23 protein-coding genes and 1 tRNA gene are annotated in these 24,458 nt (G+C 57.2%); 6 read left to right on the plus strand and 18 right to left on the minus strand.

Going from position 1 to position 24,458, the window contains the following annotated elements; all coding sequences use genetic code 11:
* Position 1: 1 nt before the first annotated feature.
* From ACR0D9_RS04935 to ACR0D9_RS04965, 7 genes are all read right to left on the minus strand, one after another.
* Positions 2–982 carry an alcohol dehydrogenase catalytic domain-containing protein gene (locus tag ACR0D9_RS04935; protein ID WP_480537900.1) on the minus strand — a complete coding sequence of 327 codons (981 nt, stop codon included), beginning with the start codon at positions 980–982 and terminating at the stop codon, positions 2–4.
* Complete coding sequence (locus tag ACR0D9_RS04940; RefSeq protein WP_480472860.1) at positions 979–1,740, minus strand: SDR family NAD(P)-dependent oxidoreductase; 762 nt, start codon at positions 1,738–1,740, stop codon at positions 979–981. Before ACR0D9_RS04940 ends, ACR0D9_RS04935 begins: the two co-directional genes overlap by 4 nt.
* Positions 1,733–3,040, minus strand: coding sequence for a histidinol dehydrogenase (gene hisD / locus ACR0D9_RS04945; protein ID WP_480537903.1), 1,308 nt, complete (start codon positions 3,038–3,040; stop codon positions 1,733–1,735). Before hisD ends, ACR0D9_RS04940 begins: the two co-directional genes overlap by 8 nt.
* Before the next feature lie 12 nt (positions 3,041–3,052).
* Positions 3,053–4,381, minus strand: a complete 1,329-nt coding sequence (locus ACR0D9_RS04950) for a TRAP transporter large permease (RefSeq protein WP_480505120.1) — start codon at positions 4,379–4,381, stop codon at positions 3,053–3,055.
* 11 nt (positions 4,382–4,392) lie between these two features.
* A complete protein-coding gene (locus tag ACR0D9_RS04955) occupies positions 4,393–4,905 on the minus strand; it encodes a TRAP transporter small permease (RefSeq protein WP_209503870.1) in 513 nt (170 codons plus the stop codon).
* Positions 4,906–5,012: 107 nt separating this feature from the next.
* A complete protein-coding gene (locus ACR0D9_RS04960; RefSeq protein ID WP_480537905.1) occupies positions 5,013–6,158 on the minus strand; it encodes a TRAP transporter substrate-binding protein in 1,146 nt (381 codons plus the stop codon).
* 23 nt (positions 6,159–6,181) lie between these two features.
* On the minus strand, positions 6,182–6,367 hold the full coding sequence (locus tag ACR0D9_RS04965; RefSeq protein ID WP_267366030.1) for a hypothetical protein: 186 nt from the start codon (positions 6,365–6,367) through the stop codon (positions 6,182–6,184).
* Positions 6,368–6,501: 134 nt separating this feature from the next.
* Here ACR0D9_RS04965 and ACR0D9_RS04970 point away from each other — a divergent pair, with 134 nt between their 5' ends.
* The 3 genes from ACR0D9_RS04970 to ACR0D9_RS04980 all read left to right on the plus strand — a co-directional run bounded on the left by ACR0D9_RS04970 (position 6,502) and on the right by ACR0D9_RS04980 (position 10,780).
* Positions 6,502–7,524 carry a LacI family DNA-binding transcriptional regulator gene (locus ACR0D9_RS04970; protein ID WP_480485585.1) on the plus strand — a complete coding sequence of 341 codons (1,023 nt, stop codon included), beginning with the start codon at positions 6,502–6,504 and terminating at the stop codon, positions 7,522–7,524.
* 370 nt (positions 7,525–7,894) lie between these two features.
* Positions 7,895–9,115, plus strand: coding sequence for an APC family permease (locus ACR0D9_RS04975; protein ID WP_480485584.1), 1,221 nt, complete (start codon positions 7,895–7,897; stop codon positions 9,113–9,115).
* A 48-nt stretch (positions 9,116–9,163) separates the two neighbouring features.
* A complete protein-coding gene (locus tag ACR0D9_RS04980) occupies positions 9,164–10,780 on the plus strand; it encodes an MFS transporter (protein ID WP_480538237.1) in 1,617 nt (538 codons plus the stop codon).
* On the opposite strand, the gene ACR0D9_RS04985 is transcribed toward ACR0D9_RS04980, so the two are convergent.
* The 8 genes from ACR0D9_RS04985 to ACR0D9_RS05020 all read right to left on the minus strand — a co-directional run bounded on the left by ACR0D9_RS04985 (position 10,781) and on the right by ACR0D9_RS05020 (position 18,109).
* Positions 10,781–12,373, minus strand: a complete 1,593-nt coding sequence (locus ACR0D9_RS04985) for a trypsin-like peptidase domain-containing protein (RefSeq protein ID WP_480537907.1) — start codon at positions 12,371–12,373, stop codon at positions 10,781–10,783. It lies immediately after the preceding gene.
* Between the two features lie 190 nt (positions 12,374–12,563).
* Positions 12,564–12,637: transfer RNA gene (locus ACR0D9_RS04990), tRNA-Gly, on the minus strand.
* A 69-nt stretch (positions 12,638–12,706) separates the two neighbouring features.
* Entirely contained in the window at positions 12,707–13,102 is a 396-nt protein-coding gene (locus ACR0D9_RS04995) for a polyphosphate kinase 2 family protein (RefSeq protein WP_480537909.1), read from the minus strand.
* Entirely contained in the window at positions 13,015–13,533 is a 519-nt protein-coding gene (locus ACR0D9_RS05000) for a hypothetical protein (RefSeq protein WP_480537911.1), read from the minus strand. Before ACR0D9_RS05000 ends, ACR0D9_RS04995 begins: the two co-directional genes overlap by 88 nt.
* 126 nt (positions 13,534–13,659) lie before the next feature.
* Entirely contained in the window at positions 13,660–14,715 is a 1,056-nt protein-coding gene (locus ACR0D9_RS05005; protein ID WP_480537913.1) for a methyltetrahydrofolate cobalamin methyltransferase, read from the minus strand.
* A 9-nt stretch (positions 14,716–14,724) separates the two neighbouring features.
* Entirely contained in the window at positions 14,725–15,651 is a 927-nt protein-coding gene (locus tag ACR0D9_RS05010) for a methylenetetrahydrofolate reductase (protein ID WP_480537915.1), read from the minus strand.
* A gap of 25 nt (positions 15,652–15,676) precedes the next feature.
* Positions 15,677–15,973 (minus strand): virulence factor, encoded by a 297-nt coding sequence (locus ACR0D9_RS05015; RefSeq protein ID WP_209503861.1) that lies wholly within the window; start codon positions 15,971–15,973, stop codon positions 15,677–15,679.
* Between the two features lie 249 nt (positions 15,974–16,222).
* On the minus strand, positions 16,223–18,109 hold the full coding sequence (locus ACR0D9_RS05020; protein ID WP_480537916.1) for a PhoX family protein: 1,887 nt from the start codon (positions 18,107–18,109) through the stop codon (positions 16,223–16,225).
* Positions 18,110–18,287: 178 nt separating this feature from the next.
* Here ACR0D9_RS05020 and ACR0D9_RS05025 point away from each other — a divergent pair, with 178 nt between their 5' ends.
* Positions 18,288–19,400 carry a Ppx/GppA phosphatase family protein gene (locus ACR0D9_RS05025; protein ID WP_267365936.1) on the plus strand — a complete coding sequence of 371 codons (1,113 nt, stop codon included), beginning with the start codon at positions 18,288–18,290 and terminating at the stop codon, positions 19,398–19,400.
* On the plus strand, positions 19,400–20,116 hold the full coding sequence (locus ACR0D9_RS05030) for an RlmE family RNA methyltransferase (protein ID WP_267365935.1): 717 nt from the start codon (positions 19,400–19,402) through the stop codon (positions 20,114–20,116). Before ACR0D9_RS05025 ends, ACR0D9_RS05030 begins: the two co-directional genes overlap by 1 nt.
* Positions 20,117–20,118: 2 nt before the next feature.
* Here ACR0D9_RS05030 and ACR0D9_RS05035 read toward each other — a convergent pair whose 3' ends face one another.
* The 3 genes from ACR0D9_RS05035 to ACR0D9_RS05045 form a co-directional block, all read right to left on the minus strand.
* A complete protein-coding gene (locus ACR0D9_RS05035) occupies positions 20,119–20,310 on the minus strand; it encodes a hypothetical protein (RefSeq protein ID WP_480480831.1) in 192 nt (63 codons plus the stop codon).
* 87 nt (positions 20,311–20,397) lie between these two features.
* Positions 20,398–22,299, minus strand: a complete 1,902-nt coding sequence (locus ACR0D9_RS05040) for a multiheme c-type cytochrome (RefSeq protein ID WP_480480829.1) — start codon at positions 22,297–22,299, stop codon at positions 20,398–20,400.
* Positions 22,296–23,162, minus strand: a complete 867-nt coding sequence (locus ACR0D9_RS05045; protein WP_480537918.1) for a YihY/virulence factor BrkB family protein — start codon at positions 23,160–23,162, stop codon at positions 22,296–22,298. The genes ACR0D9_RS05040 and ACR0D9_RS05045 overlap by 4 nt, the downstream gene beginning before the upstream one ends.
* A 171-nt stretch (positions 23,163–23,333) precedes the next feature.
* On the opposite strand from ACR0D9_RS05045, the gene ACR0D9_RS05050 reads away from it, so the two are divergent.
* Positions 23,334–24,422 (plus strand): AI-2E family transporter, encoded by a 1,089-nt coding sequence (locus ACR0D9_RS05050; RefSeq protein ID WP_480480827.1) that lies wholly within the window; start codon positions 23,334–23,336, stop codon positions 24,420–24,422.
* Positions 24,423–24,458 lie beyond the last annotated feature (36 nt).

Here is a 24,458-nt window from a genome sequence, read left to right on the forward strand (position 1 = left end):
TTTATCCCCAGGGTCTCAGGATAATCTTTGGTGCGGCTACAGAGCCAGAGCGGATATCGCGAAACGCCTGCGCGCCATCGGCCAGTGCACGCTCATCAACCCAATTCAGTGCGCCAAGACGGCCGTCAAAGATCGCCTGAGCCGTGTCGCGGAAATCCTGCGCGGTGTAGGTGTAGGTTCCGATAAAGGTGATCTCCTGCAAGGTCATGCGACGCACGTCCAGACCTCCGGCATCTTCACCCAATCCGACATGCGCGATCACGCCACCCGGCGCGACCAGAGCCGAAGCGACCGACCGTGTCGCGGCATATCCAACAGCATCAATGACCAACGGGAAAGACCCATTGGGCGCATCCACAAATGCAAAACTTTCGATTTCCGCCAGATAAGTCCGGCGCAACGCGTTTGGTTCCGCGATTGTAACGTCTTCAATACCCTGCGCCCGCAGGGCCAAGGCCGCCGCAAGGCCAATGGCCCCTCCGCCAATCACCAAGGCGCGGCGGTCCATCGCTGAATGCAGAGCCTCGATCCCCAGTCTGACTGCGTGCCAGCTTACGGCCAGAGGTTCAGCCAGCGCAGCCTTGGCGAAAGGGACATCATCGGGCACGTCGACAAGATTTCTGCCTGGCATCGAGACATATTGCGCGAACGCCCCTTCGCGCGGTGGCATCGAGATGATCTGGCGGTCCGGGCACAGATTCTCGCGACCCGCCCGACATTCCGCGCATTGGCCACAGGTTACCAGCGGGTTGATCGTCACCCGGTCACCGGCGCGGATACCATCAGCTATGACACCGGCTGCCTCGTGCCCGAGGATCAGGGGCGCTGGGCGACGTGCATCATGGCCCAGATAGGCGTGCATGTCCGATCCGCAGATGCCAACCGCCTCGACCCGGATCAGGTGTTCCGATGCGCCCGGTTCGGCATTCGGCACATCGTCAAACACCATGTGTTCAACACCTTTGTAAACCAGAGCCTTCATTTGGCAGTAAACCCTCCGTCAACCATCAGAACCTGTCCCGTGACATAGTCAGACGCCCGAGAGCATAAGAACAGGATCGGCCCGTCGATATCCTGCATCCGCCCATTGCGTCCGATACAGGTTTGCGCGGCGTTCCGTTCCGCGCGCTTGGGGTCGTCGAAGACAGCCTGCGTCAGTTCGGTGGGAAAGAACCCCGGTCCGATGGCGTTGGCGTTTATGCCAAAGGGCGACCACGCCTCGGCCATGGCGCGTGTCAACTGCCCGATCCCCGCCTTGGACGCGCCATAGGCGATACCACCTGGAAATGCCCGTGTTGTTTGCAGCGAGGCGAAATTTACAATTCGCCCCCACCCCTTTTCCTTCATTGTCGGCACCATGGCTTGGCTAAGGAAGAACGGCGCGCTCAGGTTCAGGGCAAGCGTGGCATCCCACCCCTCAGGAGTAACATCATCGGCGGCCTCACGCGTGTTCAGCCCAGCCGCATGGACCAGAATGTCGGGGGGGCCAAACTTGGAAGCGACGGCCTGTGTCAACGCATCTGCCCCATCGCGATCTGCAACGTCTGCAACAACCGTTGCAGCGCGCGTGCCAATCTCTGCCTGCATCTGCGCCAATGCCTCGCCGCGCCGGGCCACGCCGACAACACGCGCACCTGCCGCGGCAAGAGTCCGTGCCACTTGCCGCCCAAGTCCCGAGCTGGCACCGGTGATACACGCCACCCGGCCAGTCAGGTCAAACAATGAGCGCGGGTCATCCATCGGCGGTCAAGTCGAACTGCTCGTCCGGGAAATACTTCGCAAGACGCACATCTGCGGCGCGGGCGTGACCTTCCATTCCTTCCAACCGCGATATCCGCGCGGTCGCTTCGGCGATGGGCTTTGACCCTTCGCGGGTGGCCCTCTGCCACGTCACGATCTTCATGTATTTATGGACACTCAGCCCGCCAGTATAGCTGGCCGCGCCCGAGGTTGGCAGAACATGGTTCGTACCGGTCGCCTTATCTCCGTATGACACGGTTGTTTCCTCGCCCAGAAACAGCGATCCGTAACAGGTCAGCCGTTCCAGCCACCAATCCAGATCCTTAGCCTGAACCGTAAGATGCTCAGGTGCGTATTCGTCGGAACAGGCGGCCATCTCTTCGCGGTTGGAACAGACGATAACCTCAGCATAATCGCGCCATGCGGCCGAGGCGTTTTCGCGGTTCAGTTCCGGCAGATCGGCGATGAGCGCAGGTACCAGTTCCATCACCTTTTGCGCAAGGTCGCGATCATCGGTGACCAGCCAGACCGGCGAGTTGTATCCGTGCTCGGCCTGACTGACCAAATCGGTGGCGACGACATGCGCATCGGCAGACTGATCGGCAAGGATCAAACTGTCGGTCGGACCTGCGATCATGTCGATACCAACCTTGCCGTAAAGGATGCGCTTGGCTTCGGCCACGAACTGGTTGCCGGGGCCCACAAGGATGTTAGCGCGCGGCAAACCGAACAGACCGTAAGTCATGGCGGCAACACCCTGCACGCCCCCCATGGCCAGAATGCTGTCGGCCCCGCAGATATGCGCCGCATAAACGATGGCAGGCGCAACCCCTTCGCCAGGGCGCGGAGGCGAGCACGCTGTGATGTGGCGACATCCCGCAACTTTCGCTGTGGTCACTGTCATAATCGCACTGGCGATGTGGCTGTATCGCCCCCCTGGCACGTAACACCCTGCAGCATCCACTGGAATTGCCTTCTGCCCGGCAATGAAGCCCGGAACGATCTCGGTCTGAACGTCAGATACGGTCGCTTTCTGCGTCTCGGCAAAGCGCCGAACATTGTCGTGGGCGAAACGGATGTCGGCTTTCAACTTTTCGGAAACTTTTGCACAGGCGGCCTCAATCTCAGCCGGGGTCAGCAAGACATTCCCTTCGTACTTGTCGAACTTGGCGGCGTATTCTCTTGCCTTTGCATCACCGCCCGCCTCGATATCGGTCAGAATTGTCTTCACCGTATCATGCACCTCTGAGGCGTGTGATTGAGCCGTTAAAGTTGCCTTTTTCAGATATTCACGAGGCATGTTCAGCAGGTCCTATTGGTAGATTTCAGGTAGCAATGTTGTCGACACGGCTGGCACGTAGGCGATCAGGATCACCACGATCAGCATGGTCAATACGAAAGGCACGGCTCGGGCGGCAATCTTCAGAATGGATTCACCGGTAATGCCAGATACGACAAACAGGTTCAGCCCCAGCGGCGGGGTGATAAAACCCACTCCCAGCGCGGTGATCATCATGATGCAGAACTGGATCTCGTTCATGCCGATATTGTCAGCCAGTGGTTTCAGGATCGGTGCCAGGATCACGATATTCGGTGTCGTCTCCATGACGCAGCCCGCTGCGATCAGGATGCCGATCATCAGCAGGATCAGCAGATACGGATCGTCTGTCAGCGAGGTCACCGAAGTTACAAACCCCTGCGGAACACCCATGATCGCCAGCGCCTCGGCCAGCGGAGCTGAAAAGGCGATGATCGGCAGGATCACCCCGTTCACCTTGGCAGAGCTGACCAGCATCGACGGAAAGTCGGCCAGTGTCAGTGTACGCAGGATGAAGCCCATGATGATGGTGACGACAACGGCCGTTGCGCCGGCTTCGGTCGGGGTCAGGCGACCTGAGAAGATGCCGTAGAAAATGATCCCCGGCACGATGAACGCGTACCAGCCCGATTTCAGCGCCTTGCCCAGATTGGCCAACCACTCCCCCATGGTCATCATGCCGCCACCTTCGTAAGCGTAAAGGCGGTTCATGATGATGTTGGTGATCAGGATCGACACCAGGATAGCCAGACCCGGGATCAGAGCGGCCAGAAAAAGCGTTGATGCGGAGATGCCCAGCACAAGGCCGATGATGATATAGGCGATTGAGGGCGGTATCAGGATGCCCGTGCAGGCACCGGCCGCGACCAGAGCACAGGCGTAGGGGCGCGGATACCCGCTTTCCACCAACCGGTTGATGGTCATCCGACCCACCGCAGCAGCCCCCGCAGCATCCGATCCCGAAATTGCCGCAAACATTCCGCAGACCAGCACCGTGGCCGATCCAAAGCCCCCCTTGGCGAAGCATGTCAAAGCCTCGGCAACATCCAGAAACTTGCGTGACAACCCTGTCCGAACCAAAACATCCCCGGTCAGGATAAACAAGGGCACAGCAGTCAGGGCAAAAGCGTCGATGCCAGTAAACAGGCTCTCTCCGACAAGGCTGAGAGGAAGGTCACCGGACATGATCAGCATTACAATCGCTGCTGTCCCAATGGCAGCCCAAACGGGCACGGCCAAGGCAATCAGGCCTACGAACAGGATCACCGGCAGGTAAAAATCCCAGCCCAGTTCAACGGTTTGATTGAGGGAATTCCAAAGCATCCGGTCTCTCCTCAGTCAAACAGCTTGTCGCCTTCGAAGACGGGCGTGCCGTCGCGAAGGCATTTCAGATCGCGTAACAGGGATTGGATCAGCCGCCAGATCATCAGGGCAAACCCGGTCGGCACAGCCATCAGGAACCAAACCTTGGAAATCCGCAAACCGTCCGTAACGGAACCAAACTTGGCCGAAACGTGAACCGCTTCATACGACCAGTAGAGTGCGATGATAGCCACCAGGAACATCACCAGATCGCCGAAGATATACAGCAGTGCCTTGGGGCGCGGCCCGACATAGTGCATGATCACATCGATCCGGATATGGGCGCGCTCTTTCACCGCGGCAGCAGCACCGATCCAGGCAAGGTAGATAAAGGAATACCGTACGATTTCCTCGCCCCAGATCGAGGAATAGGCGAATATCTCGCGCCGCAGCACCTCGATGGCCATGGTGATCACCAGCATCACGTAGAACACCAGCAGCAACCAGCGTTCGGCGTTTCGGTCAATGTTCTGAAGAACGGTCATCTGATCCTCCGGCGATGGAACAGCCAAGTCCGCACCTGCCTTGACGGGCCACTGTCGGCCGCGCAGTACAAGATCGTGGACGCCCGCAAGCGCCCACGGGTTTCACCTTAGGCGTCGTGGACGTAGTATTTGCCCTGCGTACCAGCCGCTTCGACCAGCTTCTCAAAGTTGTCCATCGAACCGGCCAGTTCTGTCTTGAACGGATCCCATTCCGAACGCTGATACCCACCGGCATCCTGCCATTCCGCCAGCTGATCATCGCTGAGCGAATGGAATTCAACACCAGCTTTGTTCAACTCGGCCATGGCATAGGCGCGGGCCGACGGAACTTTGGACAGGTTCTGATGCCCGGTCATCTCAGCACCCCACATGATGCCTTCCTGCACGTCCTCAGGCATCGAGTTGAACCACTCCAGATTACAGGAATAAACCTGACTGTCTGGAACGGCCTGCGTAAAGGTCACATGGCTAAGGATGTCCTTGAAACCGAAAACATAAAGCGCCCCGACCGACGGATCGAGCGCGTCAGCAACACCCTGCTTGATCGCAGAAGGTGTTTCGCCCCATGCCACAGGTGTCGGGTTGGCACCGACCATACGATAGTATTGTTGCAGCATCTTCGATCCGGGAACACGGAACTTGATCCCACTCATGTCGCCCGGGGTTATGACCGCATTGCCACCCTGCCGGACAGCGACAACACGCGGATCGATATTCACGTAGAACAGGGCCTTGAAGCCTGCCGCTTCGACCTTGGGGTGGACTTCGCTTTTCCACGTGTCCGAATGGACAAGGTTGGTGAAGCGCTGGTTCGATCCGCACAGATACGGCATGTTGATCAGGTCGACCGTGGACGCGAAAGGTGCAAAATTCGACAGCGAGTGCTGCGCGGCCTGAATGGTTCCACCTTGTACTTTCTGCACCAGCGCACCGCCCGCGCCTAGCTGGCCACCGGGGGCCAATTTGACATAGACCTTGCCGTTGGTAGCATTCTGGATGTTTTCCTTCAGATCCAGCTGCATGATCGGATAGCTGCGCGACGCACCCAGCACATAGGCTGTGGCCACCGTCATAATGTGGTCTGCGGCCTTTTCGCGCTCACTCTCTTCTTTTGCGGTTTGCGCGGCAGCCTCGGAAGACCACAAAACACCCCCTGCCCCGGCAACCAATGCGGCCGTGAACGCGCCACTCGCGCTCAGCTTCAGAAAGTTGCGACGTTCTGTTGACGCCAGTTCAATCTCGTCGTTGTTCATGAATTGCCCTCCCAAGCAAAAGTTCAGCTGCCGTCTGTTGCGTTTCGGTCAGCTTCCTTTTTCAGAATCGCGACAACGAACAAAATCGACGCCGCGAACAGAACCAACATCTCTCCTACGTCACCAAGAAACGCGCGGCCTGCAAAAGCACCCAAAGCAACGTTGGCGAAATAGATCGCGAAAACGACGACAGATGCAGCAAGGACCATTTCCGGGACTCCCGTTCAGAATCGGCTCAACACCTTTGTAAGCGCTTACATCAATATTGCAAGCGCTTACATTGGTGCTTTCATCATTTGAAAAATGCGATTAACTTAAGCCAACTGGAATTGAGAGTTCGAGAATGTCAAAACATCGGTCTGCTCCGACACTGGATGACGTTGCCAAGGCCGCGGGTGTTTCGACCGCGACAGTGTCCCGGTGTCTGAACAACCCGCAACAAGTTGTTGAAGCAACGCGCAAGCGTGTCCTGTCGACGGTCGAGGAATTGGGGTACACGCCAAATTTCGCGGCCCGCGTGATGGCGGCCAAGCGGTCATTTACCATTGGCGCCATCATCCCCACCATGGAAAACGCGATATTCGCAAGGGGGTTGCAGGCGTTTCAGGAAGAGATACATCAGCGTGGTTACACGCTGCTGGTCTCCAGTTCAGCCTATGAGCCCGAAGCGGAAAAGGATCAGATCCGAACCCTGGTCGCACGGGGTGCGGATGGGCTGTTATTGATCGGTCATGACAGGGACGCAGATATTTACGATTATCTGGACAGACGGAAAGTGCCCGCGCTGGTTGCCTGGTCCTTTCTGCCGGATAAACCTGTGCCGTCAGTTGGGTTCGACAACCGCAAGGCCATGAAAGCGCTGGCAGACCAGATCATCAGACAGGGACATACGCGTCTTGCGACGATATCTGGTATCAGTTCGGGTAATGACCGGGCGCGGCTCAGGATCGCTGGGATAAAAAGCGCCATGGCTGAACACGGCCTGCAGCCGGATGACCTAATGGTGATCGAAACCACATATGAGTTCGAGAATGGCGCGACGGCATTCAGGGATCTCATGGCGACTGACATGCCGCCGACCGCAGTTTTGTGCGGAAACGATGTTCTGGCAGTCGGCGCATTGAGGCAGGCGCAGAAAATGGGGCTCCGAGTGCCCGAAGACGTGTCGATTACAGGCTTTGACGACATCGAAATCGCGCGCATTGTCAGCCCTGCCCTGACAACAGTTCACGTGCCCCACCGTGAAATGGGTCAAAAGGCTGCGCAGGAGTTGATACGAATGATCGAAACGAACTCTGCGGGCCAGTCTTTGGAGCTTTCGACCCATTTGGTCACCCGAGACTCCTTGCTTGACCGCATTCCTTAAGGCTCAGAAAGTTCGGCGATTCATTGCGTGTAAAAGGCGCACCGGTCTACGATTCAGTGTGACGTTCCGCTTTCATTGACCTGAATCAAAGCACGCAATGCGACCACATAGTGAAGTACGAATATATCATCGGGCCCGACGCTCACTTGCCTGACCCCAAGCAAATTTTCCGGTGATCAGTGATTCAGTGGTGTGAAAGTTCGCTCCGTGGGCGCGGCGAACGTGCGGCGCGCTCTCCTGCCGACTACCCTCTGGCTACTCGGCACTTACCGCATGCCAGTAAATGCAAATGATCAAGGCGACGGGACCAAGCACGGAAACGTCGATGCCAACTTAAGACACGCGATGTAATCCAATTGGCGGATAGATGATGTCCATCGTTGAACAAAAGACACCAAAGCTGCGACGGGCGCTGACGACCCCGCTGCTCACGCTCTATGGGCTTGGAGTGACCGTGGGGGCTGGCATTTATGTGCTTGTTGGTGCGACGGCCGGGATAGCGGGCCCGTATGCCGCGGTTTCGTTCCTGATTGCTGCGCTTGTTGTTGCGCTGACCGCCCTGTCATACGCAGAACTGGCAACCCGATATCCTGTGAGTGCGGGTGAGGCCGCCTATGTCGAAGCTGGGTTTCAGAAAAGCTGGATGGCCGTGCTGGTCGGTCTCGCGGTGGCCGCCTCGGGCATCATCTCGGCCTCGGCCGTGGCTATCGGGGCCGCGTCGTACCTTCAAACGCTTACAGGTTTAGGCATTTCAAGTCTGACAATCGGTGTAGTTCTGATCATGGGGCTGATCGCCCTATGGGGGATCACGCAGTCGGTAATGGTGGCGGCAGTCATTACCATCATAGAAATCAGCGGGCTACTTGTCGTTATTGGTTGGGGCCTGTCCCTTCCTGAGCCTCAGGGCTATGCGCTCACCCAGATGGTTCCCGGGCTGGACCCAACCGCCTGGAGAGGGATATTGGCCGCTTCGCTTCTGGCGTTTTTCGCCTTTGTCGGTTTCGAGGACATGGCGAATGTCGCTGAAGAAGTTAAAGACCCCGCCGGAACAATCCCGAAAGCGATCCTGTTGACGCTTATTCTGGCCACGGTCTTGTATCTTGGTACGTCCATGACTGTTCTGTATGTGGTGCCGATCGATGTCCTTTCGACGTCCGCCGCACCGCTGGCCCTGATTTTTACGGACGCGCCCGAGGTTATCCAGCAGGGGTTTTCGACCATTGCCATCGTAGCCACGATCAATGGTGTTCTGATCCAGATGATCATGGCATCCCGCGTGATTTACGGGCTCGCGGATCGGGATCATTTGCCTAAGTTTCTGGCTACGGTATCTCAGGTCACTCAGACGCCAACGGTAGCGACAATCATGGTCACGGCGATAATCCTGTTGCTGACCCAAACGCTTCCAATCGCCATTCTGGCCGAGCGCACGTCGCAAATTGTTCTGGGGGTCTTTGTGCTGGTCAATCTTTCACTGATCCTTTTGAAGACCCGGGCTGAAACCGATGAACCGCAGTTCCGCGTGCCTCTTGTTGTTCCCCTCTTTGGGGTGGTGACCAGTTTGTTGCTTTTTGCGTCCGCGTTTCTGTAAGCCTGTATCATTGGGTCAAGGAAATCCTGCGATGCGATTTACGTGAACATGACCACTGACCAGCCTTCTACAGGAGCGCCGCTTTCTGCATGGTGGCAAAGAACCTTTGTTGATCTGGCGCGACAGATGCGATGGTCCTACCTGCCACCGCTCATGGTCTACTTTGCCGCCGGGGTTTCTGGCCTGACATCGGTCGTCGGCGCTTTTTTTCTTAAGGACTATCTTAACCTATCCGCTTCCTTTGTAGCCGGGTTGGCGTTTTGGGCCGGGCTTCCCTGGATCTTGAAAATGCCACTGGGTCATATCGTTGATCTGTTTTGGCGGTGGAAGTCATTGCTGATCCTATTGGGGGCAACCCTGATCACCTTGTCCCTGCTCACCATGTACGGGCTTGTGGCCTTTCCCGGACATATGGTTGATGTCATACCGCTGGAACACTGGTATATCATTGCCCTGCTCTTGGCGCCTTCCGGCTATGCCATTCAGGATGTCGTCGCCGACGCGATGACGGTCGAGGCCGTTCCAAAGATCAATCCCCACGGGCAGCCGTTTTCGCCCGAGGAAACCCGTGCGCAGCATACAACAATGCAAACACTGGGCAGGATCGCCATTTTCTCGGGATTCGCAGCCGTAGCCGCGGTCAATATCTGGGTGTTCTCGGGAACCGAGGGCATGCAGAAATCAGACCGTCTTGCATTGTATGGCAACGTCTATCTGATCGCGCTTGTCATTCCCCTGTTGTCCGTCAGCGGTGTGGTTTTGCACGGTTTGATACAGCGTCAACATCTTCGCCTAGGTCATCCCCCGCATACTCCTGACGAAACCACCGAGGTCAAATGGCCAATCCTGCTGGGCGGTCTCGCCTTTGTTGTACTGAGTATCGTGTTGGGAACATCGAATTTCCAACTCGCCCAGGAAACTATTTTTGTAGTCTCACTGAGTGTGATCTTGTACCTGATGTCGCGCTTGGTGAAGGAACTGAACCCAAATCAGGCAAAGGCTCTGATTGGTACGGCGATAATCATTTTCGTGTTTCGTGCGGTTCCTTTGCCCGGGCCGGGGCTGACCTGGTTCGAAATCGACGAGTTGGGGTTTGACGAGCAGTTCCTGGCAATCCTGGCGCTTCTGACGTCCCTGCTTGCACTGGTCGGGCTCATCGTTCTGAGACCGTTTATGGCCAACCGCTCGATTGCGCAGGTCGTTATCATTCTGACCATCGCGTCGGGGGTCCTCGCCCTGCCCAACCTTGCGCTGTATTACGGCGTGCATGAATGGACATCTGCGCATACCGGCGGGATCGTAGACGCGAGGTTCATTGCAATCCTCGACACCGCAGTTGAATCCCCGCTGGGTCAAATCGCGATGGTTCCGATGCTGGCCTGGATCGCACGTAATGCTCCTGTGCATCTGAAGGCAACTTTCTTTGCCGTCATGGCGTCATTCACCAACATGGCCTTGTCGGCCAGCAGTTTGGCAACGAAATACATGAACCAGATTTTCGTGGTGTCGCGCGCGGTAACCGACCCGGAAACCGGTGTCGTCACATCGATTGCCGATTACGGCCAACTTGGACACCTGTTGATCGCCGTGGCCCTGATTTCTGTGATCGTTCCGTTGACGGTCGTATTCTTTGTTCAAAAATCGCCTTTCCAGACCAGTGATTGATCACTGGCTGACAGTTTCATTCAGCAAGGTTTTCAGGTGCAAAACCGGAACCCCGATGTTTGAACCCCCGAACTCTGGCAGGATCGCGGCGTTAATCGCGACCACCTCTCCCTTGCGGTTCAGGGCCGGCCCTCCGCTTCCTCCTGACGTTGTTTCTGCGTCGTAAACGACTGCACCCGGGCTTGTCTGCGCCACGATTCCTCGGCTGGCGAGAGGTTGAACCTGGTTTTGCGCAGATAACCGTGCGGCGATCGTCCAGAAATTGACGGACCCGTCTTTCTCGAGCGTTTTCAGAAATTCCGGCCCCGCCTGCGCAATTAACGCTTTCAGGCCAGTAGGATACCCCAGAAGAAAGACTTCGTCACCGCTGCGAGGAAGGTCATCGGCCAGTCGTAATCCCAGCCCCTCGATACGGTTTGGATCAACCGACAAAAGCGCCAGATCAGCGGTCTCACTGAACCGGTCCAAAGTGGCCTCGATCGGGTCGGCCTGACCTGGCAGATAGGCCAGCAACCGCAGCATCTCGGCCTCAAGACCTGCGTTTTTCAGTGCCTGAGCCTTGTCGCCGGATGTCCAGGGCAAGGCAACGTGGCGGTTGGTGGCCAACCGCGGTGTACCCTCCAGCAGAAATCCGGTGCCTGTGAACTGGAACTCTGCGGGCTCACCTGTTGCCTCCGGTTCGATCCAGGGTTGACCGAAGGGTGTTTGCAACTTCTCTCCGTTTGGCCCCAACACATGGCGCAGCAGTTTACCGCTTTCGATATGACGTAATCCGTAGGCGCCCTGAATGAAAGCCACGGATTGAGTAGAGGCGGTGATAACCCGGGTGGACGCCCCCGCGCGCTGTTCAAGGGTACCCAACCGCTGCTCGGTTGATATCAGCTGGTTCTGAAAGGCATCCCTCAACGCCACAAGGTCTTCTGGAGTCAGCACATCTTCCCGCGTCTGGCTAAGCATGGCCGACACCGCTTCGATCTTGCGGGCTTCCTGTTGCAGGCTGTCGGCCAGTCTACGGTCGTTTTGATAAAGCAGGAACAGCAGACCTGCGATCAGCGCAATCGCTGCAACCACCGTAATCCTGAAGAACATAGTGGTTTGAGAAACAAGCCTTCGCCCACTCTCACGCAGCGCACCCGACATTCTTTGGGCAAAGGGCCGGCGACTTGACCGCGCATAAGCATAGGCGTCACTCAGGATATCCTCGACCGTGTGACGAATGGGAAACCTCTGAGTACAAATGCGGTATCGGGAGATCGGGCCCAATTCGCCAAATTCGATCACGTCGCCGTGTTTCAGCGTTGCCGACACAATCTTGTGGCCATTGACCCAGATGTCTTGCCCTGCCAGCGCGTTGAGCACATAGCCCCCCTCGAACCACTGAAGCGTTGCGATGTCTTCGTCATGGGGTGGTGTGTTGTCTTTCAGGCGCAGACCTAGCGCACGGCCTTCGCCAACAGAAACAGTCAATGCGCTGTCAACAAGCCAGGAAACCGTTCCACGGGACGGGCCGGTCAGGCTCTCCAGAAAGGCATGAACATCACCTGCGCAAGGCTCTTGGGGTGTACTCGTGCCGGTCTGATCAATTTCCCGCATAGTTGGGCTCTGCTCAACAGTGATGGGGTCACTCTATCATAAGACGCCCGGAATCCTACCAATCGCGAGAGGGATGCCCAAAACCGGAAATATCCACTGGCACAAGTCAATTTGGTGGAACGTCCCGATACGACCCCCATGCCTGCCGGAGCAGGCCTTCACCGGAAATCGCCGTCTGACCTGAAAGTTCTGGAGCGGGTAGCGGGAATCGAACCCGCGCGTTCAGCTTGGGAAGCTGACAGGCTACCATTACATCATACCCGCCGCACCCCTGAGATATAACCAGAGTTCCCTGACACGCAAGCCGGATCGTTTCAGGTTGCCCGGAAAAAGTCACTCGGTCCGCGCACGAAGACTGTCGATCAGCGAGTCATCTACATCCAAAGCCTGGATGGCCGCCTCAAGCGTGCGGCTGTCCAGATGTTGCGGGTTCAGATCGACCCCGGCTGAAAAGGCTTTGACAATGGCCTTCATGGCGCTGATGCGCGCGTATCTTTTGTTATTGGCCGGTATCACGTGCCACGGTGCCAGATCGGTCGACGTCCGGGCCAGCATTTCATCCACGGCGATCTCGGTATCATCCCATTTCTCGCGATTCCTGAAATCCTCGTATGTCAATTTCCAGCGCTTCAACGGGTTTCTTAGCCGTTCAGTAAACCGCTGCATCTGTTCATCTTCAGAGATGTGGAAGAACAGCTTGACGATCCGGGCACCATCGTCGACCAGCATGCGTTCGAAATCGTTGATTTCCTGATAAGCAGCGCGCCAGATGTTTCCGGGGTCAGGTTCTCGATCCTCTCGACCAACACGCGCCCGTACCAGCTGCGGTCGAAAGCGGATATCGCTCCGGACGGTGGCAAACGTTCCCAAAACCGCAGCAGGTAATGCCGGTTGAGGTAGTAGTTCCGGGGGGCCCCAATTGGCCAGACTTTAAAGCTGCGCGGGTCTAAAGCCTGGCTGATCCTACGAATGGTTCCCCCCTTGCCTGCCGCATCCCAACCCTCGAACACCAGCACACCCTTGAGCCCGTGAAACAGATACGCTTGCTGAATTCTGGCCAGCTTTGCCTGAAGATCATTCAGTTGCTCGAAATACTCCTTTTTACCCAACCGCTTGGTCAGATCCGCTTCTGAGAGGTTCGGGGGGTGATGTTTGCGCATGGTGCCACCTGATCGTTGCGTCCCGGATCAGGATATCCTGAACCCTTGCGTAAAATCGACATTGATCAGGGGCAAACGAAAAAGGCCGGGCACAGTGCCCGGCCTTTGCTGTCTTTGTTGGTGCGATCAGGCGCGGCGACGACGGCCACCACCGCGACGACTACCGGCTGCGCCACCGGCCTCGTCAGGTGATTTGTTGAACCTGATCCACTCCCCACCATGCGGGTCGTTGTTGGTCAGCAGGTTGGCAGCGCGGATGGCCTCCATCTCCTTACCGGCGCGCGGCTTGGTAGAACCCAGGCCGAACATCTGAACGAACGCCTCGTCATCCATGCCTTCGGGCAGGATGATGCCCGCCGCGGCAACGGCTTCTTTTTTCTCGGCAATTTTTGCCTGCGTCACTGGCAGAGCCACCGGGTTCATGATCGCCGAGGTCATGCCGGCACCCATTGCCATCGGCAGGAAGGCATTGTTGATGCCGTGTCGGTTCGGCAGACCGAACGAGATGTTGGACGCGCCACAGGTGGTGTTAACGCCCAGCTCCTCGCGCAGGCGACGGACCAGAGCAAACACCTGCTGACCGGCAGTTGCCATCGCACCGATCGGCATGACCAGCGGATCAACAACGATGTCGTGCGCAGGGATGCCGAAATCAGCGGCACGTTCAACGATCTTTTTGGCCACTTCGAAACGGACATCGGGGTCTTCCGAGATGCCTGTGTCGTCGTTCGAGATTGCCACAACAGGAACATTGTATTTTTTGACCAGCGGCAGAACCAGTTCCAGACGCTCTTCCTCACCTGTGACCGAGTTCAGCAGAGGGCGACCTTCCGCCGCCTCAAGACCCGCTTCCAGAGCACCGGGAACCGACGAGTCGATACACAGCGGAACTTCAACCAGCCCCTGCACCAGCTCAACGATCTTGCGCATAAGCGGCGGTTCGGTCTCGTTCGGGTTTGGGTTCGAGTTGTAGACGACGCCCGCATTGATATCCAGAACGGTTGCGCCCGCCATCACCTGTGCCAGCGCATCTTTCTCGACGGTCGAGAAATCGCCTGCTTCCAGTTCGGCCGCCAGCTTTTTCCGACCGGTCGGGTTGATCCGCTCGCCGATCACGCAGAACGGTTCGTCAAAGCCCAGAACGGCGGTTTTTGTTTTTGATTCTACGACTGTACGGGTCATGTCCGTTCCTTAGGAGTTTGCAGGCTGCGCCGAGGCGCCGCCATTATTGATCGCCCAGTTGGCGTTGGTTTTGATCCCGCCCAGCGGGAAGAAGTGCACGTTGGTGATGTTGAAATCCGGGTTGGCCGCCTTGTGGTTGGCCAATTCAGTCACAACATCATTCGGCTCATAGGGCAGCAGAAGCTTCGACACATCCATGGCGCGCTTTTGCAGAACTTTCAGCGACGGGCCGACGCCGCAGGCAATTGCGAACTTGATCAGGGTCTGCAGTTTGGCCGGACCGGCGATACCGATGTGGATGGGCAGGTCGATACCCGCCTCTTTCAGACTATCTGCCCAGGCGATGATCGGTTTGGCATCGAAGGCAAACTGGGTTGCCAGCGCCATCTCGGCATCCGTGGTCTCGTTGAATTTCTGTTTCCAGCGCAGGGCGTCATCGACATTCTTGGTGGACCCATCGGGATCGATGTCCTTGTTCCCCTCGGGGTGACCGGCAACATGAAGACGTGTGAACCCTGCCTTGTCGAACAGACCGGTTTCCATCAGCTGCATGGAACTGTCGAAATCGCCATGCGGCTTTGTCACGCCACCGGCCAGCAACAGCGCCTGTTCGACGCCCGCCTCGCCCTGGTACATCGAGATCCAGTTTTCCAACGTCGCCGCATCCTTGATGATCCGCGCCGGGAAGTGGGGCATGACAGGATAGCCTTCGGCTGCAATCCGCTTGGCTGTCTTGACCATATCTTCAATCGGGGTGCCTTCGATATGGGCAATGTAGACGCGTGTGCCTTCGGGCAGCAGCGCGCGGAAATCCTCGACCTTTTCGGCGGTCCGCGGCATGACCTCGATCGAATAGCCTTGCAGGAAGGCTTCGACGGTCGGGTTCACAGGGCTGTTTTCGACCACATCACGTTTCTTGAAGTTCAGCAAAGCCATTGAGGCCTCCCATTAAGATCCGGGCTTATGCCCAACCGTCATTTGCGATCAGCGCTTTAATGCGGTCCTGATCGTATTCCTTTTCCAGACGCAGGGCCTCGGCCTCGGCTACTTCTGCCGGGTCGCCATCAACCGCAAAAGGCTCGGCCTTGCGCCATTCGGCCAGATAGGCATCACTGTCCTTGGCGTTTACCTTCATGGCGGCGCGGTCGATGGCTTGCTCGAACCGTTCTTCCAATTGCCGCTTCGCGCCGCGACGGCCTTTGCCGACGATGACCTGAGCGGGAATGTCGCGCCAGTACACGATGGTGACGTCAGGCATTACTGTGATTCCTCCTAACCCGATGGGCCGGTTCTAAACTTCAATGTGGGGATGGGTCGGTCGGTTTTCGACACCCGGCGCTTTTCAAGCGACGTTTTCGCCCACGGTGGCGTGGCGGGGTTTTAACCCGTCTCGCGACGAAAACGCATACCAAAATTCTCATTGTCACTATGAGAGCGCTGCATAATGAACAAAAAGCCCCGGACGGCATGACCCGCCCGAGGCTTGATTCAGCGCGTCTTGCCAGGGTTAACCGACCAGCCCGCCGTCTAGACGAGTAACCGCAATGATGGCTGAACGTGGAACCGAGTTACCACCGTCGGGCCAGTGGCTGTTGCCGTCTTCACCGGGGTGCTGAATACCAACAAACATGGTGCGGCGATCCGGCGACCAGCTGAGCCCAGTGATCTCACACTCGTTCGGTCCAACCAGAAAACGACGGATTTCACCGGTAACCGGGTCGCCTGCCAGCATCTGGTTGTTCCCCTGCCCTTCGAAGTCGCCCTCGTTGCTGTATTTGCCGTCGGTCTGGATCCACAGCAGGCCGTTGCTGTCAAACTTCAGCCCATCGGGCGAGTTGAACATGTTGTCGGCGTTGACATTATCCGAGCCGCCATAAGCATCCTGATGCACGGTCGGGTTTCCGGCCAGTACATACAGGTCCCATTCAAACCCCGATGCGCCATGATCACCGCCTTCAGGACGCCAGCGCACGATCTGACCGTATTTGTTCGCATCGCGCGGGTTCGGCCCGTTGACCGAAGTGTCGTCGCCACCGGCATTCGGTTTCACACCGCGGTTCTTGTTGTTGGTCAGGCAGCAATAGACCTCGGGCGCGTTCGGATTGGCCGCAACCCATTCCGGGCGGTCCATAGTGGTCGCGCCCACGGCCGACGCTGCCTGTCGCGTATGGATGCAGATTTCGGCCTGCGACGTCATACCAGTTGTTTCGGGGGTCAGGTCCAGCCACTCACCAGTCCCGTCGTCGTTGAACTTTGCAACCGACAACGTACCGTTCTCAAGCAGCGCATTCGTATCCACACCAGCGGCATAAACACCTTCCGAGACGAAGCGATACAGGAACTCGCCCCGTTCATCATCGCCCATGTAGACGACGACGCGACCGTCATTGTTCACAATGGCCTCGGCGTTTTCATGCTTGAACCGACCAAGCGCGGTCAGCTTGCGAGGCGTCGAGGCCGGATCGGTTGGGTCGATTTCGACAACATAGCCTGCGCGGTTCGGCTCGTTGGGGTTTTTCGAGACATCGAAACGCTCGTCAATTCCGGCCCATCCGTATCCCCAGTCTTTGGACGAAACGCCATAGCGCTGAAGTTCGGCGCTGACTTCATGGTTTTCGTCTTCAGCCGAGAAGTAGCCGTTGAAATTCTCTTCACAGGCCAAATACGTCCCCCATGGGGTCATGCCGTTGCCACAGTTGTTCCAGGTGCCCTTAGAGGTGGTGCCTGTCGGATCAGCGGCAGTTTTCAACAGATCATGGCCCGCGGCAGGGCCCGTCAGTGACATGTCTGTCTGCGGCGTGATGCGGCGGTTATACGGGCTATCCTTAACAATGCCCCACTTGCCATCGGTAGCTGCAATCTCGACCACCGTCACACCATGCGCCATCATGCCTTTGGCAACATCGTCATCCGAGGCGGCCTTGGCGTCCGGGTTGTTTCCCCAAAGGATATCGCGATTGGTGTATTCGTTGTTTACGACCAGCAGAACGTGACCCTCGTGCAGAAACACATCCTGACCGTCGGTGTTATCACCGAATGCACGTTCCTGACTGGCGGCAGTTCCACGGGTGGCCGGATCGAATTCGGGCGCATCAGACCAAAGCGGATCACCCCAGCGCACCATCACCTCGGCCTGGTAGCCCGGCGGCACGATGACGTCATCGGCAGTTGACGCCGGAATCGCCTCGAACGCAAAGCGATCTGCGGCTGCACGTACACCAGTCGGAAGCAGCGCCCCACCCAACGCCGTGAAACTTCCCATCGCCAATACGCCGCCCAGAAACCCACGACGTGATAAGGCACGCTCAACGACGCGGTCAAACTCACATACCTCTGGGCGCGGATTCACCACTTCATCGAATTCGTCAAAGGTCAGGACACGTTCATCTTTCATGGCAGGCTCCGTCTGCGGCTAATTGCGATCAAGAATCCCTCAACCGGGATCAAAGTTCAAATCGCACCTCAGTATGAACGGCGTGTGACATCCAGACTAAATTCGAAATGGAAATCGCTTGCACGTCGGCGATGCGCCGCCTAGGGTCAAATCAACTCGAAAATCGGAGGGCGTTACGATGGCGCCCAAGCGTCCCAAAGGTGCGGGCGCGTTCCCGCAAGCGGTCGAAAGCCCCGCGCCGGCAAGACCCGATCCGGATGCCCTGTATGCGGCTCTGGATTTGGGAACAAATAGTTGCCGCATGTTGATAGCCCAGCCCAAGGGCAGCGGGTTTCATGTGGTTGACAGCTTCTCCAAGTCCGTGCAGCTGGGCGCGGGTCTGGAACGCACCGGACGTCTGTCGCGGGCGTCGATGGCACGCACCGTTCAAGCGCTGCGAATCTGTCAGCAAAAGCTGAAACGGAACAAAGTGAAACGGATGCGTCTGATCGCAACCGAGGCCTGCCGCCGCGCCAAGAATTCCCGCGAATTCATCCGACAGGTCAAACGCGAAACCGGGCTGACGCTTGAAATCATCCAACCCGAAGAAGAAGCCCGTTTGGCGGTGATTTCCTGCGCCCCGCTGGTGTCCACCAAGACCGAACAGCTGTTGGTTGTCGATATTGGCGGCGGTTCGACCGAGCTGGTCTGGATCGACATTTCGTCTGTCCCTCGCCGTGACCGCCCGGCTGCGATCATGCGTTTGCATAACGGATTTCACACGGTCGACAGCCCTTTTCCGGCTGCAAAAGTCGTGGACTGGATCAGCGTGCCGCTGGGTGTTGCCACGTTGCGGGATCAGTTCAATGACGTCGAAAACGACGCCGCGCGGTTTGCGTTAATGAGCTGGTTTTTCGAAGAAAACCTGGCCGATTTCGCTCCTTACAAAGATGAACAAACCCGTGAAGGTTTTCAGATCGTCGGCACCAGCGGAACTGTCACTACGGTTGCGGCATCGCATCTGGGGCTCAAGCGGTATGACCGGACCAAAGTTGACGGGCTGCGTATGACCAGTGACCAGATTGACAAAGTGATACGCGGGTATTTAGAACTCGGCCCTCATGGGCGCCGCCGGGATCCTCGGATTGGGGAAGACCGGCAGGCCCTGATCATGTCCGGCTCGGCCATTTTGCAGGCATTGTTGCGCTGTTGGCCCACTGATCGCCTTTCCGTGGCAGATCGGGGGCTGCGCGAGGGCCTGCTTTATGCACAGATGAGCGCGGACGGGGTACTGGAAGACGGACCGTTCTGATGGCGAAGACACCAACTGGCAAAAACAACTCGGGGCGCGGGCAACGTGACCTGAAGGTAAAGGTAAAAACCGCTCGTGGTCGCAAGCTGAGTTCGACCCGCTGGCTCGAACGGCAATTGAACGACCCGTATGTCAAGCGCGCCCAGACCGAAGGATACCGTGGGCGGGCCGCGTATAAGATCATGGAACTTGACGACAAGTTCCGCTTTCTCGTACCCGGAGCACGGGTTGTTGATCTGGGATGCGCACCCGGTGGCTGGTGCCAGGTTGCAGTCAAACGGGTAAACGCGCTTGGTGAAAAATCGGGGAAACGGATCGGAACGGTGCTGGGCATCGACTTACAGGAAGTCGAACCGGTTGCGGGTGCCGATACCCATGTGCTGGACTTCATGGAGGATGACGCCGACCAGAAGGTCAAGGACTGGCTGGGTGGCAAGGCGGATGTTGTAATGTCGGACATGGCCGCAGCGTCCTCGGGTCACAAGCAGACCGACCATCTGCGGATCATCGCGCTGTGTGAAACTGCGGCCCATTTCGCCTTTGACGTGCTGGAAGAAGGTGGCACATTTGTAGCCAAGGTTCTTGCTGGCGGCGCCGAGGGCGATTTGCAAAAACTTCTGAAGCAGAAATTTCAGAAAGTGGCGCATGTGAAACCGCCCGCATCCCGTTCGGACAGCTCCGAGAAATTCGTTATAGCAACCGGGTTTCGCGGCTGAACTTAATCTTCCAAACGGATACGGTTTCCGGTCAGACGTTGTTCACGCAACGACGTGGCCGCCATACCCTGCAACATCAGAGTATCCCCGTGCGAAACATATACAGGCTCGCGATTGCGCAGCTCTTCAATGCGCTGCGCCAGCGTAGCAGGGTTCGGCCCGGTTGCTTTCTGTCTTGTTGACTCAGTGGACATGCATCACCTCAATACAACAGTTCTGAAATGCTGTTAGCGTAAAATCTTGCCGTGAAGATGGAACAAATCGGGCAAGCCTGTGCCGGATCAGGGGCCCAGTTGTTGCAACAATTGCAGCAAGGCCGGGTCATCGGGCAACCTGATCAAGGCTTCGCGTAAGGCGATACGTGCGGCTTCCGGGCCGCTGTTGATCTGAGCCAGCTGTACCACCATGGGCCACGCTTCGGCGCGCTGAGGGTCCAGCGCGACAACCTCGCGAAAGGCCCGTTCGGCGGCCGGGGCGTTGCGCAGCGTCAACGCCATGCCCCCCAGAACCAGATGCGTTTCAGGGGCATCCAGCCTGTTCGAGATCGCCGCCTGCCACTCGGCCATACCCTGCCCGGCCAGACCCTGTTGCTGAGGCGTCAGAGCTTGAGGAGGGATACTCAGATACTCCTTGGCGGCGGCAATGCGAACGTTGCGAAAAGGATCAGACAAAAGTGGCTCTAACCTTTGCGCACGATCCGTAGGGCTCGCCTGACGCTGCAAGGCTGCTGCATTTGCGCGTATCAGCGGATCGTCTTCCTGCAACAGTGGCGCTGTGCGCGCGGCAACTTCGGGCGAGCCAAAAGGTTGCAGCAAATACGCCGCTGTTGCGCGCACGATAGCGGGTTGCGAGGGATCCGTTGCGACAGAAATCAAACCCTCTGGCGTATTCAACTGACCATCGGCAGCAGCTTTGAATACCGTACCAAAATGTGCGCCCCGATTGGCTGTGTCAGGAAACCACCCTTTGATCCGGCTGGCAGCCCAGACCTGATCCTTATTCTGGTGGCAATCAGTGCAGGCATCAGCCCCTAATCCCAAATCCGGTCGCGGCACGCGAAAGCTGTGATCCCGGCGACCGTCCACTCCCATATAAGTGCGTTCGATCATGTGGCAGCTTTTGCACTGGGCACCCGCGCTATCCATAACGTGATGATGGTGACTGGGGGTATCGTATTCCTGTTTCGCTAGCGTCGGGAATTCAGGGTTTGCGGCCGTGGAATGACATTGCGTGCAAATACCGTTGCCTTCGGCCTTCAACTGCGCGCTGTGTGGCTCGTGGCAGTTCATACACCCGACCCCTCGGGCATACATTTTGGATTGCAGGAATGAGCCGTAAACGTAGACCTCATCAAGTATTTGCCCGTCCGGATGATACGAACCGGGCCGCAACACAGCCAGGTTATAGGCATCATGATACGGGGTTCCCGGCAAAGGATTTCCGTTGCCGTGCGCCTCGCGCCGCGAATGACATCCGGCGCATTGCTGGATCTCGGCCTCGGTCTGGCCCTTGCCCCAGCTCATCGAAAAGCCTCTATCACTCAGACCCCCGGCAACGCCCTGCCCTTTGGTCCAATCGATATGTGCCGACCCCGGTCCATGGCAAGCTTCGCAGCCAACTCCAATCTCAGCCTGTCGGGAAGAGTATGTTCTGGATTGCGCGTCGTAGTTCTTTTCAAACCCTGTGGCGTGACATTCGGCGCAGCGCGCGTTCCAGTTCTTGTAAGGGCCCGTCCAGTGCAGCCCGTCTTCTGGCGGCAGATCCTGATCGGGGTATAAGTGATACCAGCGCTTCTGCTCGGTATCCCAGACCACATCAAAACTTTGCAACCGCCCCGGTTCGGTTTCAAACAGAAATTGTTGCAGAGGCGTAATCCCAACGACGGAATGCACATCATATGCCGTCGTCGCACCGTCTTTTTCAGTTACACGAGCTGTGAACCTGTCTGCCTGTTTAGTGAATTCAACCGTCATCCCGTTCTGCACGAACCGGGTTCCATCGAAATCGGCGACCAGATGGCCGTCGCCAACTTCCGTCCAGGCCAAGGCATGATGAGACGAAGCCCATGCCTCGGCCTCGCGTTGATGGCAGTCCGAACATTGATCCGACCCGACATATTCCAGTGACTGCGCCTGCCCTTCACTTGCGAGGGTTAAGCAAGCCGCCAGAATGGCAAATCTCATGCCATATCTCCTTCAGCGGCGTTCCGAAGGTCGATTAATGCGCCGTTGTATTCAGCGCCAAGGATCAGCATCGCAGAACACAGATACAGGAAGATCAGCGCAGCCATTGCCCCGGCCAAACCCGCATATGTGGCACTGTAGGTGGCGAACTGGCTGATATAGACTGAAAATGCCCATCCGCCAGCTGCCCACAAAACCAATGTCAGTATGACGCCGGGCAGGATCTGGGTCAGGCTGTGCCTGCGGGTTGGCAGGATTAGATGAGCCAGCAGGACGGTGCCTGCCGGAACGGCCACGGTAAACGTCCACCGCAGGCGATCTACGGACAGCCAGTCCGTTACCGGAGCTTCGGTATGCTCTGCCACCAGTTTCGTGTAGACCGGCAAGACCACCTCGACCGTTGCAATAACAAGGATTGCCGAACCGCCAAGGATAACCAGAACCAGACACAAAAGCCGGGTCTTCCAAAAAGGCCAACTGTCCTGATCGTGATAGGCCTGATTCATCGCAGCGCGAACTGCGGCAACCCCGTTGGAGGCAAAGTAGATCGCAAGTAAGCCACCCAGCGTAATCACACCCGACCCTGCCCCGGCCAGAACGGCACGCAATTCGGCCACGATAGGGTCCGCAACATCCTTGGGCCATGCCCCGAACAGCAGATCAATCAACTCATCAGTGACATAGTCCTGCGACAATGCCCCGGCCAGCGCCACGGTGAACAACACAAAGGGAAACAGGGCCATCATCAGCGACATGGCGACGTGGCTGCTCATGACAGGTCCGTTTTTCCTGACGAACCGGCGAAGTGCCAGCCACAGTGCCTGAAGCGGGCGGCCAAACGGGGGAATCGTGGGCTTTGTCATCCTGCAACCCTAACCTGCCGAAATAAAACACAGAACCCGTCATCGGTATCAAAGTGACAAATGCCGATCTGCAAACGGCTGACTGCATTGCTAAAAACGGATTGCAGGTGCAGGATTGGAAAAAGCGGGGCGATCACCAGCCTGCGTAAGAACAGATAAACAGGATACTGAATGATCCCGGATCAGGAAGATTTCACGGCTCGCCCCAGGCTAAAACTGTCTGTTGTCCGCGACACCTGCATTATCGCGACGCTGATAGTGTTGGGGCTTTATGCGGGGGCGAACTTCCTGATCCCTCTTGCCATGGCGCTGCTGGTCAACGTTCTGATCATTGCGCTGAGCGACCGCGTTACCGCGCTGACCCGTGCTCCGGTCTGGTTGGCCAATATCGCCGGAGTGACCGTGGTTCTGGTGGGATTGTTCATGATCATGTACGTGCTGGGCAGTCAGGCAACGCAGTTTGCTCGGTCCGTCAGCACCTACGAAAACCAGTTCGACGGGGCGGTTGAGCGCATAACCGGTCTTGTCGGCAACGATGTCACCACTTTCATCCGCGACAATCTGGTCAGCATCGACATGACCTATGTCGCACGCCTGTTGCTGGGCAGCGCTACGTCCCTGCTAAACCAGTTCTTTCTGATCAGCCTCTATGTCGCGTTCCTGATGGCCGAGCGTCTGGCCTTTCGCAAGAAAATTCAACTTGCGGCTGGTGACCCCCAAACCGGCGCAGATTTTGCGACCATGCTTGATGCCATATCGATCAGCCTGCAACGATATGTTGGGGTAAAGACGCTGATCAGCCTGATCACAGCGGGCATCAGCTATTTTGTATTCAGGGTTCTTGGCTTGGAATATGCGGAAACCTGGGCCGTTTTGACCTTTGCTCTGAACTTCATACCCTCGATCGGGTCGATCATAGCGGTGTTTTTCCCAGCCATGATCGCGCTTGTTCAGTTTGATACGATCGTTCCGTTTTTGATTATCTTATTTGGGTGCGGCACCCTTCAATTCCTGATCGGTAACTTCCTTGATCCGGCCATGCTGGGACGTTCGCTGAACATGTCGACATTCCTAGTTATTCTGGCATTGACCTTTTGGACAACTGTCTGGGGCCTGATCGGTGCTTTCCTGAGCGTGCCACTGACGGTCTGCATCCTGATCGTGTTCAGCCACATCCCTGCTTTACGCCCGGTCGCAATCATGATGTCTCTGGACGGCCAATTGGGCGAGGAGGACAGTCAGGCGCGTGCGAAAAACTGAACCACGGCGTGGCGTAGGCTTAAGTTCGTCGGGTAC

Source organism: Ruegeria sp. AK11 (assembly GCF_056541095.1).